Annotated in this window: 19 protein-coding genes; all 19 read left to right on the plus strand. The window is 37.4% G+C overall.

Annotated elements, in window-relative coordinates:
• The first annotated feature begins 22 nt into the window (after positions 1–22).
• Positions 23–751 carry a response regulator transcription factor gene (locus BMY85_RS02655; RefSeq protein ID WP_092476099.1) on the plus strand — a complete coding sequence of 243 codons (729 nt, stop codon included), beginning with the start codon at positions 23–25 and terminating at the stop codon, positions 749–751.
• Entirely contained in the window at positions 748–2,166 is a 1,419-nt protein-coding gene (locus tag BMY85_RS02660; RefSeq protein ID WP_092476102.1) for an extracellular solute-binding protein, read from the plus strand. Before BMY85_RS02655 ends, BMY85_RS02660 begins: the two co-directional genes overlap by 4 nt.
• A complete protein-coding gene (locus BMY85_RS02665; protein WP_092476105.1) occupies positions 2,156–3,313 on the plus strand; it encodes an ABC transporter substrate-binding protein in 1,158 nt (385 codons plus the stop codon). The genes BMY85_RS02660 and BMY85_RS02665 overlap by 11 nt, the downstream gene beginning before the upstream one ends.
• A 9-nt stretch (positions 3,314–3,322) precedes the next feature.
• Positions 3,323–4,969, plus strand: coding sequence for a sensor histidine kinase (locus tag BMY85_RS02670; RefSeq protein ID WP_092476108.1), 1,647 nt, complete (start codon positions 3,323–3,325; stop codon positions 4,967–4,969).
• Positions 4,970–5,176: 207 nt separating this feature from the next.
• The gene (gene cbiQ, locus BMY85_RS02675; RefSeq protein WP_092476111.1) at positions 5,177–5,983 is read left to right on the plus strand and encodes a cobalt ECF transporter T component CbiQ; all 807 of its coding nucleotides are present in this window, start codon (positions 5,177–5,179) and stop codon (positions 5,981–5,983) included.
• A gap of 3 nt (positions 5,984–5,986) precedes the next feature.
• Positions 5,987–6,811 (plus strand): energy-coupling factor ABC transporter ATP-binding protein, encoded by an 825-nt coding sequence (locus BMY85_RS02680; protein WP_092476114.1) that lies wholly within the window; start codon positions 5,987–5,989, stop codon positions 6,809–6,811.
• A 30-nt stretch (positions 6,812–6,841) separates the two neighbouring features.
• Positions 6,842–7,588, plus strand: coding sequence for an energy-coupling factor ABC transporter permease (locus BMY85_RS02685; RefSeq protein ID WP_092476117.1), 747 nt, complete (start codon positions 6,842–6,844; stop codon positions 7,586–7,588).
• A gap of 38 nt (positions 7,589–7,626) precedes the next feature.
• Positions 7,627–7,989, plus strand: a complete 363-nt coding sequence (locus tag BMY85_RS02690) for an energy-coupling factor ABC transporter substrate-binding protein (RefSeq protein WP_092476120.1) — start codon at positions 7,627–7,629, stop codon at positions 7,987–7,989.
• Between the two features lie 481 nt (positions 7,990–8,470).
• Positions 8,471–8,977 carry a hypothetical protein gene (locus BMY85_RS02695; protein WP_092476123.1) on the plus strand — a complete coding sequence of 169 codons (507 nt, stop codon included), beginning with the start codon at positions 8,471–8,473 and terminating at the stop codon, positions 8,975–8,977.
• Positions 8,978–8,986: 9 nt separating this feature from the next.
• Positions 8,987–10,012 carry a radical SAM protein gene (locus BMY85_RS02700; protein ID WP_177180590.1) on the plus strand — a complete coding sequence of 342 codons (1,026 nt, stop codon included), beginning with the start codon at positions 8,987–8,989 and terminating at the stop codon, positions 10,010–10,012.
• Between the two features lie 2 nt (positions 10,013–10,014).
• A complete protein-coding gene (locus BMY85_RS02705) occupies positions 10,015–10,491 on the plus strand; it encodes a DinB family protein (RefSeq protein ID WP_092476128.1) in 477 nt (158 codons plus the stop codon).
• A gap of 1 nt (position 10,492) precedes the next feature.
• Entirely contained in the window at positions 10,493–11,272 is a 780-nt protein-coding gene (locus BMY85_RS02710; RefSeq protein WP_092476132.1) for a beta/alpha barrel domain-containing protein, read from the plus strand.
• 7 nt (positions 11,273–11,279) lie between these two features.
• Positions 11,280–12,059, plus strand: a complete 780-nt coding sequence (locus BMY85_RS02715; protein WP_177180591.1) for a creatininase family protein — start codon at positions 11,280–11,282, stop codon at positions 12,057–12,059.
• The gene (locus tag BMY85_RS02720) at positions 12,046–13,296 is read left to right on the plus strand and encodes a phenylacetate--CoA ligase family protein (protein ID WP_092476141.1); all 1,251 of its coding nucleotides are present in this window, start codon (positions 12,046–12,048) and stop codon (positions 13,294–13,296) included. Before BMY85_RS02715 ends, BMY85_RS02720 begins: the two co-directional genes overlap by 14 nt.
• 2 nt (positions 13,297–13,298) lie before the next feature.
• Complete coding sequence (locus BMY85_RS02725) at positions 13,299–14,684, plus strand: coproporphyrinogen-III oxidase family protein (protein WP_092476145.1); 1,386 nt, start codon at positions 13,299–13,301, stop codon at positions 14,682–14,684.
• Positions 14,674–16,068 carry a nucleoside 2-deoxyribosyltransferase gene (locus tag BMY85_RS02730; RefSeq protein ID WP_092476148.1) on the plus strand — a complete coding sequence of 465 codons (1,395 nt, stop codon included), beginning with the start codon at positions 14,674–14,676 and terminating at the stop codon, positions 16,066–16,068. Before BMY85_RS02725 ends, BMY85_RS02730 begins: the two co-directional genes overlap by 11 nt.
• A gap of 10 nt (positions 16,069–16,078) precedes the next feature.
• Entirely contained in the window at positions 16,079–16,894 is an 816-nt protein-coding gene (locus BMY85_RS02735; RefSeq protein WP_092476151.1) for a hypothetical protein, read from the plus strand.
• Entirely contained in the window at positions 16,891–17,763 is an 873-nt protein-coding gene (locus BMY85_RS02740; RefSeq protein WP_092476154.1) for a hypothetical protein, read from the plus strand. The genes BMY85_RS02735 and BMY85_RS02740 overlap by 4 nt, the downstream gene beginning before the upstream one ends.
• A gap of 1 nt (position 17,764) precedes the next feature.
• Positions 17,765–19,093 (plus strand): MATE family efflux transporter, encoded by a 1,329-nt coding sequence (locus BMY85_RS02745; RefSeq protein WP_092476157.1) that lies wholly within the window; start codon positions 17,765–17,767, stop codon positions 19,091–19,093.
• Position 19,094: the final 1 nt, after the last annotated feature.

A 19,094-nucleotide genomic window follows, 5' to 3' on the forward strand; every position in this document is an offset into this window, starting at 1 on the left:
TATGGAATGAGAGGTGAAAAAGATGTTTCGTGCATATCTTGTGGATGATGACCAGTTTATACTGGAAGAACTTATTAATCAAATTCCATGGATGGATAATGGATTTGAGATTATAGGAAGTGAAACCAATCCCAAAGAAGCAGTAGGTAAGATACAGAATCTGAAACCAGATGTTGTATTCTGTGATCTTAAAATGCCTGGGATGGATGGAAATGAGTTAATTAGGCAGGTGCAGTCATCAGGGGTAAAATGTGAATTCGTAATGATTAGTGCGTATGACGAGTTTGAAAATGTCAGGTCTTTTTTTCAACAGTCTGGTTTTGATTATGTATTAAAGCCAGTTGACAATGATGATATGGAAATGACACTTCGCCGGTTAAATGAAAAACTTAGAAAACAATATCCTGTAAATAAAAGAGATTATGAAACAGATAATCCTGTTTTTAACAGCCTTATAAGCTATGTCAAGGAACACGCCTACGAGAAAATAACGCTAGACATGCTTGTTAAGGAATTCAATTTCAGTAAGAGTTATATCTGCAGTCTTTTTGCAAAATATTATAAAACATCGCTTACCTGTTACATAACGGAAATTCGTATGAAGCGTGCAAAGGAGATGCTTGAGGAGAAAACCATGCTTTTAAAAGAAGTTGCCTTATCTTGTGGTTATTCGGAGTATTATCATTTCTTCAAGGTTTTCAAAGATTATTATGGAATATCTCCTAAGGATATGCGGAATGGAGAAGAATGAAAAAGAAAAAATATATGTTATTTTTATTAGTATTTTTTGTACTGGCAGGATGTCAGAACAGAAAATCTGATAATGTAGTTCGGGTTGCTCTTCCTTATTCAGAGACGATACAAAATCCAGATAAAAATTATTATATTAAGTGGCTTTCTAAAGAGACAGGACTTACTATTAAGCCTGTTATCATTCATCAGAAAAGGTGCAGAGAATATTTAGACGCACTATTTGCTTCTGAGGTGGAAGCTGATGCTGTTCTATTAGGAGAGAATTTTACACTTGAAAAGAAAGATCTGCAGACCTATATAGAACGGAATGTGTTAGAGAAGCTTAGTAATGGCATGTATTATTATCCAGATTGTGGAAATTATAGAGAGCTGCACTGTGGCCAGACCATGTGGATAAATACGGGGTGGCTCCATGCGTTATCATTGTCGGTTCCAAGGACTACAAAAGAGTTTAAAGCGGTATTAAAAGCCTTTCGGGATAAAGATCCAAATGGAAATGGGAGAAAGGATGAGATACCGTTAATTGGGAGCCTTGATGGATATGAATATAATCCAGTGGAATTTATACTAAATTCCTATATAGTAAATGATCCGTTCCGATCTAGATTTTATGTAAAAGGAAAAAGGGAAGAATATGCGCCATTTAAGAAAGAATACCGAGAAGGAATTGCATATCTGAATCAGTTATATTCTGAAAAATTACTAGATAAAAGATGTTTTACTTACTCTAGGAGACAGCTTCAGGAGATTGTAAATTCGCAAGAAGATCTGGTTGGTATTTTTACTGCAGGTTCTGTTGCAGACATCTTGTATCAGGGAAACCCAGAGATTATGGCCAGGTATATTCACGTATTGCCACTGAAAGGACCAGAAGGAGAGCAGCATGCAATCACCAGAAAGGTTAATGATATGGTAGGGGCTATTGTTCCAAAACATGCAAAAAACAAAAAGGGAGCTATAAAATTCTTGGAAAAAATGATATCTACGGAAGGCTCACTCATAGCGAGATTTGGAGAAGAGGGGGTTGACTGGGAATATTCAGATGGACATGAGGTAAGTCTGTTTGGAGAACCTTCTGCCATTGTTACAAAAAATTATCTTTCTAATATTCCACAGAATAAGCATTTAAACGGAATTGGACCTATGGATGTGCCGATTAAGTATTTAAGAGGAGTTACCTGGAATGGAGTAAATTCAGATACGGAATATATTGACGCAAGAGCCGAGATGGGTTACGAAGCATTTTTATCAAAGACAGTTTCCAAGAAGGAGTACAACGAGGCGTTATGCAATTTTGTGGATGATTTTACTTATGATCTGGTAAAGGGAAGATATGATGTATGGGATAATGGAAAATGGAATACGTTTTTGAAGAGAGCAAGGCATTGGTTAGGAGAAAAAAATGATACATAAAAAAAGAAGGAACAGGATTTGCTGCTTCATTCTGGTGGCAGCCATGTTTATGGCAGGATGTGGGAAGCAAGAAGACTGCTTAAGTGTCTGGAAGGAAAGTGCACATTTAAAAGGGGATGAGACAGAGAAAGAACTCTATCAAATGGCATTAGAAGAAGATATTCTTGTGGTATATACGGTTTCTACCAGAATTACAAAAGTGAAGGAAGCTTTTGAGAAGACATATCCAGGACTTTGTGTGGAAATCAGAGATGTAAGAAGCCCTGAGTTAATCAAAGCAGTTAAAGAGCATGAGGCAAGTGGCAGGCCAGAGTGCGATGTCGTTGTATGCAATGATAACAGCGGGGATTTTAGACAGGAGTTAGTAGATGCAGGATATGTTGTACCATACATGCCTGAGGATATTGCGGATAAGATGAAGAAAGGTCATTTTGGAAAGACCGTGTCCTTTTTAGATGAAGCAGAAATGCTTTTTTATAATGCAGGGAAGTATATGGAATGTCCCATTCAAAATATCTGGGAATTGACGAAAGAGCAATATAAGGGGAGGATTTACATGCCAAGTCCACTACGTTCCTTTTCTACTTTTGCGTTTTGTGGAATGACAACGGCTTATACAGAAGAACTGGAAAAAGCTTATCAGGATTATACTGGAAAACAGTATAATAGAAAGTCGGAGTGTGTGTGGGACTATTTTTGGAAATGCATTGTAAAAAATACAGTTTTTACTAACAGCAGTGATGAAGTTTGTGAGAAACTTGGAAATGCAGATGGAGAGGCTGATTTTGGAATTATGGTTTCTAGCAAATACCGTTATAAAGACATAGGGTATAAGATTGAGCCAGTATATCATCTAATCCCTTTTTCGGGCTGTGTCACAACATATGCACTGATGCTGGCCACAGGTTCTAGAAATGTAAATACTGCAAAACTTTTTATTCGTTATCTTTTAGGTGGAAGTGATGGAAGGGGAGAAGGATATCAGCCATTTTGTACTCTTGGTACATGGTCTGCAAGAAAGGATGTTGCGGATGGCAATCCTGTTCCAATGGAAGAAATTGATCTGATTCAGACAGATGTGCAGTATTTGATACAAAACAGGAAATCCATAGAGAAGTTCTGGTTGGGACTTCTTGCAGAAAAATAGAGGGTAAATATGAAAAAACGTGGAATTTTGGAAAGTTTCCTCCTTGAATTTATGGCTCTTGGAAGTTGTGTGGTAGTTCTTTGGACTGCATTTTACTGTCTTACGATGCAGATTATGAAAAAAAACATGATTGCACAAGTACAGGCAAGTTCTGATGCAATTATTTCCAGAGTGGAAAATGAATTATTAGAAATTGGAGATGCTGCATACCGCTTATCACATGCAGAAAAGGTTTGTGCCATGCTGGAAGCAGAAGACAAGCTGGATTTCTATGATTTAGCTGGCAATACAGAGAACGACATAGATACGGTTATTGGACAGAATATTTTGGCGGGGAATATATTGATTCTTCGGAGGGATGGAGGATATTATCGGTTTCGGGGAAGAATTTCTAATACGGTAATAAAAAAAATGCACAGAACATTAATACAGGATGGAGTGCAGAATTTTACGGTAAGTACGAATGGAATGACGTATATTGTCTGCAGTCATGAGGTTTGCAATAAAGAAGATGTGCAGTTGGGATATGTAGTTTTTTTAATGGAAAAAACAAATCTTGAGAGCATTTTGGGAGACTTCCATAATCTTAAGCATCTGGGACTTGTTCTATTGTCTGGGAATACGATACTTTGTGCCAATCAGGAGATAGATGAGAATATGCTTGCAAAACAAAAAGATGCCAGTATTTTTTATCAGGAAAAAACCATAGGGTTTACAGGGTTCAGGCTTCTTGTGTTATGTAGAAGTATTGTAACGAAACAGGTCAGACAATACTTTGGAATTGCTGTGCCAGTTACAATTGTTCTGCTGTTTTTAGTTATGGCGGGCTTTGTATCTTATTGGAAGAAACATTTTATCCATCCACTCAATAGTGTACTTGCTCACTTTGCTTGTAATATGGATATGCCCCTTCCGCTTACAGGAGAGGAATATTTTGATGGGCTGGTAAAACAGGTGAATGCAATGATTTTTCAAATAGAAGAAAAGGAAAAGGAATTATATGAATCCAAAATGCGGGTAAAGGATATAGAGCTTGAAAAGGAAAGAACGATTTTTGCATTGCTGAAAAAACAGATTAACGCACATTTTACTGTAAACACCTTAAACGTAGTCAGAGCCTTTATTTATCGAGGGGATCGTGAAGAAGCAGTAAGGCTTTGCAATGAACTTTCTTGCCTCCTTAGATATGCAAATGGTGGAGATGGAGATATTACCTTATTAGAGGAAATCCATGTTTTAGAGCAATATGTGGGTATTATGCAGACCAGATATCCTGGAAAATTTCAGTTTAAAGTGGAAATGGATGAGGAACTGTTAGATACCATGATTCCTAGAATGATTCTCCAGCCTTTAGTAGAAAATGCAATTGTACATGGTTTGTGTGATAGAACAGGTGAAATCTGTATTCGAGCAGAAAAAAATGAAAAAATGGTAATTCAGGTGATTGATAATGGACGAGGAATGTCTAAAGAAGAAATATCTGCAATTCAAGAGCGTATCTGGAATCAGGAGATAGGTGGCAGTGGCGAAATGAAGCATATTGCACTTATGAACATTGATAGGCGGATTAAAATGGTTTATGGAGAAGAAAGCGGGATTTGGATAGATTCGGAGAAGGAAAAAGGGACAAAAGTGCTGGTTATGTGGAACATGTGACAGCATTTTTTCTTTGATAGGAAGGTCCTTTGCGAGTCCTTCCCTATCAAAGAAAAAGTGCCTTGAAAAAGAAGGGCACGCGAGAGTCTGAGGAACTCAGACTTTGTCCTAATATCTATACATTTACTAAAATTTATGTTATCCTAAACCCTAGAAACACGAAAAGAAGCATACTTCACTATACATATTTAGAAGGAGAGGCATTTTATGAAAAACAGACATCATCATGCATTAGACGAGTATTCTTATATTTCTGGCATGCGTCAATGGAACGGGACTTTAAAAGCCGTCTTTTCCATTGCTGCATTGCTTGCCGTTATTTGCAGGAATTCCTTAAAAGTCTCACTGCTTACTCTTTTGTATATGTGTGTATTATCTGTTTTAGCAGGAAAAGTACACTTTCGAGATTATATAAGACTGCTTTTTATTCCATTTGTATTTATTTTTATAAGTGGACTTGCTATAATGATTCAGATAGGAAAATCATCTGGGGATTATTTTTGCCTTTTTGGAAGTATTCCTATATGTATTTCAATATTTGGGACAAAGTTCTATATTACAAAGGAAAGCTTTTGGTTAGCAGTGAATGTTGGGTGTAAGGCATTAGGAAGTATCAGTGCCATGTATATGCTGACCTTATCTACACCATTAGCAGAGATTTTGAATATATTCCGGAAAATGCATGTGCCAGATCTGATAATTGAACTTATGCATTTGATTTACCGGTATATATTTATTCTGTCTGATAGTAACCGTTTGCAACGTGATGCTGCGGTATCCAGACTTGGTTATCGGAATTACCAGACTTCTATTAGAAGTTTTTCCAAAGGACTTGCGAATTTGCTGGTGATATCTTTAAAGCGGGCACAGTCCTGCTATGATGCAATGGAAGCAAGAGGATATGATGGCACATTAAGAATTATGGAAGAACAGCATAAGATTACATGTAAGCAGGTTTTATGGATGGCAGGATATGTTCTGGTTATTATAATAAGCAGTTTTGTCTGGAGGTAATACATGAAGAAGAACATTTTAGAACTTAAAAATGTGAGTTTTTCCTACGAAGATGGGAAAAAGGCACTGGATGGAGTTTCGGTATCTATTTATGCGGGAGAAAAAATAGCAGTTCTTGGTGCGAATGGAGCAGGAAAGTCTACTTTTTTTCTTCATTTAAATGGTGTACGCACTGGAGATTCAGGGGAAATCTATTTAGCTGGAGAAAAGATATGCAATAAAAAGCAGAGAAAGAAATTACAGGAGAATGTGGGAATTGTATTTCAGGATACAGATAGCCAGATCATTGCTTCTACGGTAAAGTCAGAGATTGCATTTGGCCCTATGAATATGAACCTTACAAGAGAACAGGTAGAAACGTATACCATGGATGCTATAAGACAGATGGAATTAGAGGATTATGTAGACCGGCCGCCACATTATTTAAGCGGTGGAGAGAAAAAAAGGGTAGGAATTGCAGATATTTTAGCCATGAAGCCTAAAATAGTTGTATTTGATGAACCGACGGCTTCTTTAGATCCTGTCAGTGCTCAAATGCTAGAGGAAACTTTAGAGCAGTTAGAAAGGGAAGGAAAAACCATACTGCTTTCTACCCATGATGTAGATTTTGCATATCGTTTTGCAGAACGGGTGCTGGTGTTCTGTAATGGGAAAATGATTGCAGATGATTCTCCAGAGGCTATTTTTATGGAGGAAGACCTATTGAAAGCAACCAACTTAAAGAAACCAGTAATTATGGAAGTTTATGAGCTTTTAAAGAAAAAAAAGCTTTTGAAGAAAAGTGGCTTGCCAAAAAATCTGGAAGAGTTAGAGAGGCTTTTGCAATAGAGTAAAACGAAATAAGAAAGGAAAGAGAGCATGACAAAAAGAGAAAGATTTATTGTGGCTTTAGTTACGGCGTGTGTATGGATGCTTAGTATTGGAATAAATACTGAGGCAATGCATATTATGGAGGGATATCTTCCACCAGTATATTGTATTGGATGGGGAATTGTGAGTGTGCCATTTCTTGTGGCAGGTTTTTTTTCGTTAAAGAAAAAAATTGCGAATGATAGAAAAAATATTACACTGATTGCTATGTCGGGAGCATTTATTTTTGTGATATCTTCTTTAAAAATACCATCTGTAACAGGAAGTTGTTCTCATATGACAGGAACAGGTCTGGGAGCAATTTTATTAGGGGCATCTTCGGTTAGTGTACTTGGCCTGATTGTTCTGTTATTTCAGGCGATTCTGTTGGCTCATGGTGGATTGACAACATTGGGAGCAAATACATTTTCCATGGCAATTGCAGGACCACTTTTAAGCATTGCAATTTATAAGCTGTTAAAGAAAACGAAAATCAGCAATTATGTGGCTATATTTTTAGCAGCAGCATTAGGCGATTTATTTACGTATTGTGTAACAAGTGTACAGTTAGCTTTGGCATATCCATCTGCATCAGGTGCAGGAACTTCTGTTGTAAAATTCCTTGGAGTATTTGCACCAACTCAGTTGCCTTTGTGTCTGCTAGAAGGGATTATTACTGTTTTGATTATGATTGGTCTGGAGAAATATGCTTCTATGGAATTAAAAAAGATCGGTTTTATTGGAGCAGGCAGATAATTTATGGTGTACATTAAAGTACAGATAAGGAGGAACGTATGGAGAAAAAAGAGAAAAAAGAGAAAAAAAGTGTCGGCAAGGGCGTTGTGATTAGTTTGATTCTGGTAGCTGTCATGCTTGCAATTGTGCCATTTCTAGCTTTAAGAGGAGCAGAGTTTGGTGGTTCTGATGATGCGGGAAGTGTTATGGTAGATGAAATTACAGGAGGTTATGAACCTTGGTTTACTCCAGTACTGGAAACTGCTATTGGAGGAGAACTTCCTGGTGAAATTGAAAGTTTGTTTTTCTGCCTTCAGACAGCGATAGGTGTTGGAACGGTTGCTTTTATTATGGGGCGTTTTGTGGAGAGGAAAAAATGGATGCCAAAGGAGGAAGAGAAACAAGAGAATAAGAAAGCGTAAAGACTTGAAAGGGGCATGGTTCATTTAAAATTGACTATGCCTCTTTTTTTGTATCCAATTACAATAAAAGGGGGGGATCGCACTAAGCAATGAATGACTTTTTTGTAAAAAATTCCAAGTATTCAATTCTTTAAGGAAAAAATGTTTAGATATCAAAAGTTCATAATAAATATGAAAAGTTTTGTATAAGGTTTATGAAGATTATCTTTTTGATATGGAAATATTTACCTAAATTTTACACTAATTAATTGAGAGGGCAAATTAAGGGCATATAAATTATATGTTAGATTGGTTATAGTAAATGTACAGAAACCGGTTTTGAGTAAAGAAAAGGAGGAAAGGAAATATGTGGATGAAGTTTTTTAAAAAAAGCAAATGTAATGCAGCATGGCAGTCAGCAATATGCTAGTATACAACTGGATAAACATCTATATAGCGGGCTCTTTTGAGCCCGCCATATGTTGGGATTGGAGGAGTATTTATGAATGAGGAGACACTAAGGGAGGTAACGATACTAGCAAGTCAAATTGCTATCAGAATATGTGAGCAAAAGAAGAATGAGTGGCTTAAGGAACAAAGAGATGCGGGGATTCAAAAAATAAAGTGGATTTTAAAAGAATATAAAATTATGATGCAATATGAAAAAGAGCATCCAGATGAAAAAGCTAACATTAGTAGGATAGTAGAACATAATATGGGGGTAGACACTGTTGAGTATATTATCTTTGTAAAAGAAAGATTTGATATAGCGTTGCGAATCTTAAAATATGCCTGTATTACATCAGGTAAGCTGGAGGAGGAACGATGCTATCAGATTATATCTGAACTCTATCTGGAATGTGATGGTCAAAGAGACAATTACTTAAGAGGAGAAGATAAGATCAGCATGATTGCTGATAAGTACAATATCAATAAAAGAACGGTTTACAAAGATATCAACAAGGCTAGTAGTATATTGGCCACCTTGTATTTCGGCATTCTAAATTAAGGAGTAATGATGGAAAGAAGAATTGATAGAATATATTTTGAGTTAACAACATTGTGTAACTTAAGATGTAAACATTGCTTTAATTTTAATGATAATTTTAAAGTGCAATACCTTGCGAAAGAAAAAATCAGAGATTTTTATACGAAGGTGAAGAAGAAAACTAGCGGAATTGTACTTACAGGAGGAGAACCATTTCTGCATCCTCACATTTTAGAAGTGATAAAAATATTTAGAGAAGAAAGAGTTGTTATTACTACTAATGGAACTCAGTTCGATGGTTCTTACTATGAACAGATACTGAAAGAAAATCCAAATGTATTTTTACAAATCAGCTTTGACGGATATAGTAAAGAAGTTTACGAAGAAGTACGAGGTCAGAATACATATGAAAAAGTAAGAAAAGTAATTGATTATCTTAGTGAAAAAGGATTTGGAGCGCAGATGGGACTTTCCATGAGCATTCTTGCATGCAATATCCATGAAGTCATAGATGTAGTGAAATACGCAGAAGCATGCCGTATGCATTCTATCCATTTTCCAACACTGATTATTGAAGGCAGATGTGCAGACGACTCTACCATTCTTCCAGATGTTGAGGAGTTAAATAAGGTGGAAGACCAATTACTCCAGATGGCCGTAGATAGTGAGAATTTACATATTTCAGTGAATACGCTCAATCGAATTGCTGGCTGGGCAATGGGAGGAAAGGAACAAGATTGTTTATCAAATGCAACCATAAAAGTAACAGTAGATGGAAGCTTAATGCCATGTCCTGTTGCATGGAAGAGTACGGAGAGTATCGGTCATGTGGATCAGGTAACAAGCTTTGAGCATCTAGAAAAGCTAGTGAACGAAATAAAGAAAGAAGAAAGACAGGAACAGGGATGTCTGATGTGTGAAGGATCAGAGATCTGCAATCAGAGTTTTTGCGAGCATTGTTCTGTTAGAGGAACCAATATACAAGAAGGAAGAGAGTATCGCTGCAAGAATTTCATTCATCATATCAATAATATTAAAAACGAAAGGAAGAAGTAATTATGTTAAATGATTTTTTGCTTACATTTGCTGCAAACCGTGCAGTAACCTATCAGATTCTAAACAAATTATCCGAGGAGGAATTGAATAAAAAATGGAATCGTCCTGGATTAGATACCTTTTCAAAACATTTTCAAGAGATGGCGGTAGTAACGAATGCATATGCTGATGCCATGGTTACAGGCAACATGGATTTTTCTGGTGTACCTGATGTATTCGGATTCTCGGATTCGGTAAGTAAAAAGGAACTGGAAAAGATGTTAAAAGACTCCGATAAGAAACTGGAGAAAATTGTGAAAGATAAAACATACAGGGAAAGTGTTTTCTGGTTTGATATGGATCTTCCAGTTACCCAGCATTTTGTTAACATCATTTCTCATGAGATTTTCCACCAAGGTATGATGACCATGTTTATGTATCAGAGTGGAATTAAAATGCCTCAGGAACTAGTAGATAACTGGTCGCTTCCAGAGGCATAGCATGTTTTCCTATAGAGAGAGTAAAGAAAAGATATTTATAGCATCCAGCAATATTACAGATAACAATGTCTGCATGGAACGTCTATATTCATATGGAGTGGCAGGAATTATTACAAAATCTATTAGCCTGCACCATATGGATAAAAGAAAAGAGAGAATCTGGTCGAATGGGAACGACTTATATAACACTACCAGATTTTCAAAACGAAGTTTCCATGAGTGGCTACCGATTCTGTCACAGGCAGCCAAAGAAGGAAGAATTATGATTCCAAGCATATGCCCTAATGACAACGTAGAATTGGATTATATAATCAAACATCTGGAGCAAATAGGAGTTCCTGCTATTGAACTAGGTATCTCATGCCCAAATACCACAAATATCCCATGGCAGACAATACTTAACGGAGTAGAAAAGCTTGCTTCAAAAGTAAAGGTTCCAATTTATCTAAAGCTTTGTGGAAAGTATAGCATTTTACCGATAGTGAGACGGGCAGTTGGCACAGGGATAAAAGGGATTGTATTAAGTGATTCATTTCCAGTAAATATTCCAGATGGGGGAAACGTGATTTCGGCAGGACAATCAGGCGAGTCTATTCGTCCTCAGGTTTTGCAACAGATTCGGACATTGCGTTTGGCGGATATAGACTGTGAAATCGTTGGTACAGGTGGAGTGTTTACTAAAGAGCATGTGAATGAGTATCTAAAAGCAGGAGCAGATGCGGTCGGGATATGTAGTGCTATGTATCTATTCGGGATTACTCATATTCAAACACTGCTTTAAAAGGGGGATGACGTACATAAATACACAAAAGTATAGCGACAGGATTCACACAGAGGTAGAAGCGTGCTTGCATCACAATTGGCTTGTTATACCAGTTGGAAGTGTGGAACAGCATGGAATAAATCTGCCACTTTCTGTCGATTATGATATCGCACACGCAGTAGCAGAGTGGCTATGTGAGGAAGCGGGGTATGTATTAGCCCCAGGTCTGACTTACGGAGCACGATCGCTTTCTAATAGTGGTGGAGGAGACCGATTCAAAGGAAATGTTTATCTGGATGGTGGGATCTACATAAAGGTTGTGCAGAATATTCTTACTCGGTTTATTGAAAATGGAGCAAAACGGATATTGCTTCTGAATGGTCACTATGAGAATTATGCGTTTTTGTGTGAGGCAGCACAAAAGGCGGATTACTTGAAAAACTGTAATATCGTCGTAATCAATTGGTGGGATATTCTTACAGATGACTACATGATTAAACAGACGAAAGGACGGTTTTGCAATTGGGAAGAAGAACATGCTGGAATTGTTGAAACTGCACTGGAAATGTATCTTAATCCTTCGTCAGTCAAAGGAAAAATGTGCATAGAAGAAGACGGTGTCTATAAAGGAATCTATAGTTCTCATATAGACTGTGTGAATAGCAAAACGGGGGCATTAAGTTCAAACATTGGAGCAACAGAAGAGATGGGGGAACAGCTATTTATCAAAATCGTAGAAGAGATTAGAAAATTAACAAAGACATTTCTAGAGTTGGAAAGGAAGGATAATCATGGAAACGTTTAAGCAGCTTATAGATATGGTGAAGTACGCTCAAACATACATTCCATTCTATACGAAACTCTATGAGGGGGTTAATCCTGATGAATGGAAGAACATTAAGGATTTCAAAAAGCTGCCAATTATATCCGCAAATGATTTGGTTACACATTTTGAGGAATTAAAATCAACAGCAGGGAATCTGTATCGCGTTACCAGTAGCAGCGGTACACTTGGCAATCCTAAAGTAATCTACCGAACGAAGGAGGATACCGCAAAGAGTGTTGATGTACTGGAAGAACTGCTAAAAATGGCGGGAGTAACAAAAGAGGATACCGTATTTATAGGACAGCCTTTTGATATGGCGCATTTTGGATATCTTGTGTCGGGTGGCCTTGCAAAGATTGGGGCACTTGCAATACCAGCAGGAATTGCGATGAATAATGACAAATATGTTTCTTTAATAAAACTATATAAACCAAGTGTTATCTGCACATCCTTATCAAGAATCCTTAATGTAATCAAGTTACTAAAAGAAGAGAACATTGCAAGTGTTCCGTGGGTTCGCACTATTATCCTGGCAGGAGAGCCAGTGACAGAATCAGGAATTGAGAAGATCAAAGAGTATTTTCATACGACACCATTTAATTTTTATGGAAGTGAGGAAACAGATGGATTAGCAGGTGATTGCAAATATCATGCAGGTATTCATTTCTTTGACGATTTATTTTATCTAGAACTACTGGAACTGAAAGGAGTTAGGCCGAAGAAAGAAGGAAATTCTATAGGAGAAGCTGTTTTAACTTCGCTATACCAGAAAGGTGTTCCATTAATTCGTTATCGACTTGGAGATATTATCGAAGTGGAGAAAGAGAAGTGTCAGTGTGGCAGCAAAAGACCTCTTATTCACGTCTATGGGCGTGCAGATGATGCATTTTCCCTGTTTGATGGTATTACAATGAGAGCATTCCAGATAAAAACGGTACTCGATCAGTATTTTAAAGATATTATGAATTACCAGATTGTACTTTCCACCTTGGTTCCAGGATTGGATGAGGTATTGATCCGTATTGAGAGAAAATCCAAAGAAGACTCCTTTCATGAAGAGGAGATCATCAATGCACTTTGGAATTGTAGTGAGGATTTGACAGGGTTAAGAGAAACGGGACATGTTAAGTTCAAGTTAAGTATTGACCAGTCGGATATTATTGTAACCCAAAGGGGCAAGACAAGGAAAATTATTGATTTGAGAAATGAGGTGTAAAAGTGAAATATTTAGAAAGTAACATTTGCCCAGATGAGATTCTCGATTATGAGAAAAGAGGAGATTGCTATACATGGTGCTTTCCAATTAATTTTGAGGATTTCAATGCTCGTGATATTAGCAGAAATGACAACTATCTGGATAAGAATACAAAATTGATGACACTGTATATTCACATTCCTTATTGCAAGTTTATCTGTTCCATGTGTCCATTCACACATGAGCCAGTTAAGGAAGAAGAGTTTAGCAGATACGTAAAATGCTTAGAGAAGGAAATTGGGTTATATGCAGAACATAAGTTATCGAAAGAATCAAAGGTTAGTACAATTTATTTTGGGGGCGGTACCGCAAGTATTTTAAGTCTTGCGCAGGTAAAGGAAATTATAAACATTTTAAAGGAGAAATACCAGCTGCTTGAAGAATGTGAGATTTGTTTGGAATGCCATCCAAATACAGTTACGAAAGAGTACTTAGAAGGAATTAAAGAAGCTGGAGTAACCAGAGTTTCCTTTGGCATTCAGTCCTTTCAGCAGAAAAATCTTACAGCATTGAAATTATGGCAGAATGCGGAACGAAACAAGGAAGTAATCAAAATGGCAATGGGAATTGGGTTTGACACTGTGGCTATGGATATCATGTATAACTTTCCAGATCAGACCATTGAAGAGCTTACAGAGGATATAAGATTTGCTGTAGATGCTGGGGTTCAAGGACTTAGTGTATACGCATTAGATCCAGAGGTAAGAAAGCTGAATTCCGTAAAGGAAAGACAAGAGAAAATGCAGATGGAACAGGATATGTTTTACTACATATTTGATTATCTGAAAAGACAGGGGTATGTTCAGGTTGCCCAGCCAGACTACTCGCTTCCAGGTCATGAAAACAGACAGATTATGGATCTTTGGGGAGCACCACAGAGAATAAATCTTGGATTTGGCGCTGGAGCATTTAGTGAGAATTTCAATGGATGCTCTTGGGCAAATATCCATGACCCTCAAGAGTATATGAAATGCATGGAAGCTGGACAGATGCCGATTCTTATGGGAAAACGATGGTCTTTGGATGATGCAATGGCTAGATACGTAGCACTTGGGGTCAGAATGCTTAAAGTTCCATTAAAGAACTTTAAAGAGCAGTTTGGTATTGCATTAGCAGATATCTATAAATACGAAATCCTTAAGCTGCAGGAACTTGGTTATGTAGAACTGGAGTCTGATTTTCTTGTTATTACGGAGAAGGGAAAATATTACATAGACAATATTTCTAAGACGTTCTTTAATTTCTCCAACCGAGGAAGAGCGCAGTACTGGGGATGTAAGCTAAAAGAGTATATGCCACGTAATCTTTATCAATGGAAAGATGTAATAGGTGAGTGCGATGAAGAATAGAACGCTGGATGTGGCAGTTCCAATCTACATTTCCAATCTGTGCGATTCGGAATGTCGTATGTGTAGTATGAGTCACCAGAACAGTAGATTGGAGCGAATAGATGGTACGGAAGAAGAGATTCGGAAGCAGTTAGATATTCTCTATCGCATAGAAGGGATTCGATGGGTAATGATTCTTTCAGGAGAATATAAAAAAGGTGAGTATCGGACGAATCATCTTCGACGAATTGTAAAAGTGGTAAATGAAGCATTCAAGATGGGGTATGAAAGAGTCACCATTAATATTGGAGCACTTGATGATAATGAAATTACCTATTTTTATGGACATTTTCTCTATCCGAAACAAGTTGGTCTTGCTGTATTCCAAGAGACTTATGACAGAGTGGTATATGAAGAAAAGTTTGGTAAGTACAATCCTGAGGTGCCAAAGACGGATTATGACAGGCGTTTTCAGACACTAGAGAAATGGCTGGAGCACGGATTTGTAATGGTTAATCCAGGAATCCTTCTTGGTGCTGGTAATCCGTATTCTGATACAGATGCATTACTTGCACATTGTACATGCCTGAAAGAGAAGTACCACGACTGTAAGATACAGGTCTCTCTTCCTAGAATTGTAGGAGAACGTGACTGCTGCGATGATCAGTTATACAAGAAAGTGATATGCAAAGTGAGAGAGTATTTGCCAGATGCGGAAGTTATTTTAACTACTAGAGAGAGTAAAGAGTTCCTTGGAGAGATGCTGGATTACTTTGACGTTTTAAGTCCAGGAACTTCTGAGGTACTTGGTTATACAGAGCGTGGAGAGATAAATAATTCGCCAGACAAGTCACAATTCTATATTAAAGAGAAGAGAGAAAGACCTTCTCAAGTTCTACAGTATTTTCAAAACAAGTATCAAGTTCACTTTCGATTTGTAGAAAAATCGCTTTATCAGAATAGAAAACAGAAAGTGTTTATCTCTACACCAATTACAAACGCAATAAATTCTGAAACTGGCTGTTTTGATAGTGTTATGGCATCCCAGATTAGCAGCATTGCGGAAATGCTTAAAGAACGAAACTGTGAGACATTCCTTGCAATTGAAAAGGAAAAATGGGGAAAGAAAATTGCAAAACCAGAGGATTGTGCGGTTCGGGATTTTAGAGAACTTAAGAATTCAGACAAGCTCATTGTATATCTGACTAGATGCTTTTCAGAAGGTACCTGTGTGGAGATTGGATGGGCAACGGCATTAGATATCCCCGTTACAATTCTTTGCCAGAAGGGAATGCAGGTGTCCCCATTAATTAAGGGACTAGGCAGCATCGGTGATAATCGGCTGTTCTATCTGGAGTTAAGTGATCAGGATAAACTGCGGACAATATTGAATAGCAGGGTATAAGGAGGAAATAATGAAAGCATTTGAAATCGTTTGTGGGCTTATGAAAGCTTGGGAGAAAAATCAACCAGATGCATTCTATGATTTAGTTGAGAAAAATGCATTAATTTACCATCCTTACTTTCAAAAACCAATTAATGTGGAAGCAGCAATGGAAGTTCTTAATACCGCAGTCAGCGGTACATCAGAACTGGAAAGATACGAATTAGTGAAGGGAGAAGGAGATGGGATCAATGACCAGATCAAATTGTTTATCTGTGATTCAGGAAGTCGTGTACCAGATATCTGTTATGTTGGGATTATGCCGATGCTCTTCACCATCAAGAATGAAAAGATAACTGAGATTACCTTGGAAAAAGGCTACTTTAAGAAAATCAGAAATTGGGAAAAAGTAAAAGAGAGAACGGCATCGGACTTACCATTTGCGGAGTGTTTGGCTCTTGATTCAACACTAGCTATTGCGATTAAACTGGCAAAATACTGGGGAAGCAACTATGGTGCTGAATTTCTTGACTTGTTCAATGAAGATGCAGCGATACGTCACATTATGTATTCTGAGGAAACAACACCTGAGGTTGTTGTTGATGTAATGAACAGCAATGTGTTAGGAACTACGGAACTTTATAGTTTTGCTTTGCAAAGCGGGAGTGGTAAAGGAATTAAGGACACTGCAGTGCTCAGGTTTATTGAAACGGGTGATCAGATTGGATATGTTCCAGAGCAGCAGGGTGTTATGAAGATTTTTATGAAAGTGAAAAACCACAAAATAACCTATCTAGATGTGCAGGGATATGAAATTGTGCGGATTCAGAAGGAGGAATTAGCATGAGTAATTTGAGTGTAGAAGAAATGGCAAAAATTCTGGGGGATGCATGGGCTCAAAACAGAGGAGATGATTTTATTGCCTTATTTTCAGAGAATGCAGTAATTAATCATCCTTTTTTTGTAAATGATGAAGATCCTAGAACAATCGTTGAAGTTCTTAATTGCAATGTAAAAGGAACTTCTGAGTATAAAGGATATAAACTGATTGATGGCGATGGTACTGGAGAAAATGATGTGATCGAAATGAGCTTTTACGACACGGGAAACAATTGTGGTTACACGCCAAAGTATCAGGGAGATATGGTTATTACAGCATACATAAAGAATCATGAATTTGTTAGATTTGATGTATTCGGTTATAAAATTGTGGAGACTGAGAATCAAGGTAAGAAATTTAAGAAAATTGAGGATATTCAGGTAGAAAATGCTTATGATCTAGCAAAATTAGCTGGTAAAGCATGGGAGGAAAATGACATGGATATGTTTACTTCCTTATTTACGGAAGATGCAAAGATTTTTCATCCACTATTTAAAAAGCCAGTTACGCCTGATATTGTATCCGATGTGTTGAACTCTCCAATGGAAGGTGTTAGCAGACTTTCCAATGTGAATATTATCTCGGGTGATGGAAGTGGGGAAGAAGATATTATTGACATGTATTTTGATGAAACAGGAGTACAACTTGGATATCTTCCAAAACACATGGGTGTGCTTCATATGACAGCAAAGATTAAAGACAGAAGATTCACTGAATTTGTAGTACATAGCTATACACCAGTAGAAAACAAATTTGATGATAATCTGAAGGTGAAAGCGGTGGAAACGGTATCTGCTCAGAAAATGAGTGTCAAAACCGCAGAGAAGGACCAGTAGTATGAGTGAAAAAAGTAGAAAAGGAGTACTAAAACTTGTTGGGTTAAGTCTAGGTGTTACAGCATCTCAGCTGGCATTAATCCTAATCGGTATGTCGGATTCTGTAATGATGGGAAGAGTGAGCAGCAGAGGGCTGGCTGCTGGAACGTTAGTATCATCCTTCTATAACCTGGGACTTCTATTCTGTATGGGGATGATTATACCAATTGCTGTACAGATCGGAAACAGCAGATTCAGGGATTCAGAAGACAAGAGAAAGGCAATTACGGTTGCTTATTACAGAATTTCCTTAGTTACATCACTGTTAACAATTCTTTTTCTATTCATTGCAGTAAAGATTAATCTGTGTGTGGGTAAAGATCCTGAGATGCTTAGGATAGCAGAACGCTATGCAATAGGAATCATGCCAGGTATTGTACCCTGGGTAATGTTTTACCTGATTCGTAATATCCTTCTTTGCTACCAGAGGGTAAAACTAACTACCATCCTGGCTTTTGTCTCAGTAGCATTAAATATTTTCTTCAATCGTATCTTTATCTATGGATTTGGTGCATTTCGCGGCTTTGGTATTGAAGGATGTGCCCTAGCAACCAGTTTAACGAACTGGATTATCTTTTTAACCGCATTCTGTGTACTTCGTAGCGACAGTAGTATTATTCCAGAATGGAGACAGCTCGTTAAGGCCGATAGGCAATACATTGGACCCACTGTTAAGTTGGGAATTCCTACAGGACTGGTATTTTTCTCGGAATATTTGATTTTCTCGTTCGGCAATAGTCTTTTATCTAGTATGAGCACGACAGCAGTTGTTGCATTTGGCATTGCAGTATCATGGCTCAATCTTATGTATATGTTCCCAGTTGCGTTGTCTCAGGTTATTACAGAACCCATATCCAGATATTTTGCAATGGGAGATATGGATAAGGTTAGAGAATTATCAAAAACCGCATTAGCTACTCTGTTCTTGTACAATGCTGCTTGCATTGGGGTGATATTATTATGTAAGAAATGGATGATACATTTTATCGTGGCGGATAACATGACACCGCTGCTCTACAAGATATCAGAAAACTATATGTATCTTATTGCAATAGTCATTTTCCTGTACAACTTTATTGTGGTATTTAGTGGAATACTAAGAGGATTTGGGGATGTGAAAACTCCATTAGTAATGATGTTTGTTATGTACTGGGGAGTTGGAATTGGAGGAACTATTCTGTTTACACATTTTACAGGAGTGTATGGAGTCCTTTTAGGTATGTGCTTAGGATTTATACTTACCTGTGTGGGTATCTTTAGTACCTATATGAAGAAAATGAGGAGGACGTAGA

The sequence above is a fragment of the [Clostridium] polysaccharolyticum genome (genome assembly GCF_900111595.1).
Lineage (GTDB): Bacteria > Bacillota > Clostridia > Lachnospirales > Lachnospiraceae > Clostridium_AI > Clostridium_AI polysaccharolyticum.

Bases quoted from the DNA above. Each gene is read 5' to 3' on its own strand.
- BMY85_RS02720 (WP_092476141.1), top strand. From the start codon at position 12,046: ATGGAAACGTTTAAGCAGCTTATAGATATGGTGAAGTACGCTCAAACA.
- BMY85_RS02710 (WP_092476132.1), top strand. From the start codon at position 10,493: ATGTTTTCCTATAGAGAGAGTAAAGAAAAGATATTTATAGCATCCAGC.
- BMY85_RS02735 (WP_092476151.1), top strand. From the start codon at position 16,079: ATGAAAGCATTTGAAATCGTTTGTGGGCTTATGAAAGCTTGGGAGAAA.
- BMY85_RS02700 (WP_177180590.1), top strand. From the start codon at position 8,987: ATGGAAAGAAGAATTGATAGAATATATTTTGAGTTAACAACATTGTGT.
- BMY85_RS02705 (WP_092476128.1), top strand. From the start codon at position 10,015: ATGTTAAATGATTTTTTGCTTACATTTGCTGCAAACCGTGCAGTAACC.
- BMY85_RS02715 (WP_177180591.1), top strand. From the start codon at position 11,280: ATGACGTACATAAATACACAAAAGTATAGCGACAGGATTCACACAGAG.
- BMY85_RS02670 (WP_092476108.1), top strand. From the start codon at position 3,323: ATGAAAAAACGTGGAATTTTGGAAAGTTTCCTCCTTGAATTTATGGCT.
- BMY85_RS02665 (WP_092476105.1), top strand. From the start codon at position 2,156: ATGATACATAAAAAAAGAAGGAACAGGATTTGCTGCTTCATTCTGGTG.
- BMY85_RS02685 (WP_092476117.1), top strand. From the start codon at position 6,842: ATGACAAAAAGAGAAAGATTTATTGTGGCTTTAGTTACGGCGTGTGTA.
- cbiQ (WP_092476111.1), top strand. From the start codon at position 5,177: ATGAAAAACAGACATCATCATGCATTAGACGAGTATTCTTATATTTCT.
- BMY85_RS02690 (WP_092476120.1), top strand. From the start codon at position 7,627: ATGGAGAAAAAAGAGAAAAAAGAGAAAAAAAGTGTCGGCAAGGGCGTT.
- BMY85_RS02660 (WP_092476102.1), top strand. From the start codon at position 748: ATGAAAAAGAAAAAATATATGTTATTTTTATTAGTATTTTTTGTACTG.
- BMY85_RS02740 (WP_092476154.1), top strand. From the start codon at position 16,891: ATGAGTAATTTGAGTGTAGAAGAAATGGCAAAAATTCTGGGGGATGCA.
- BMY85_RS02695 (WP_092476123.1), top strand. From the start codon at position 8,471: ATGAATGAGGAGACACTAAGGGAGGTAACGATACTAGCAAGTCAAATT.
- BMY85_RS02680 (WP_092476114.1), top strand. From the start codon at position 5,987: ATGAAGAAGAACATTTTAGAACTTAAAAATGTGAGTTTTTCCTACGAA.
- BMY85_RS02745 (WP_092476157.1), top strand. From the start codon at position 17,765: ATGAGTGAAAAAAGTAGAAAAGGAGTACTAAAACTTGTTGGGTTAAGT.
- BMY85_RS02730 (WP_092476148.1), top strand. From the start codon at position 14,674: ATGAAGAATAGAACGCTGGATGTGGCAGTTCCAATCTACATTTCCAAT.
- BMY85_RS02655 (WP_092476099.1), top strand. From the start codon at position 23: ATGTTTCGTGCATATCTTGTGGATGATGACCAGTTTATACTGGAAGAA.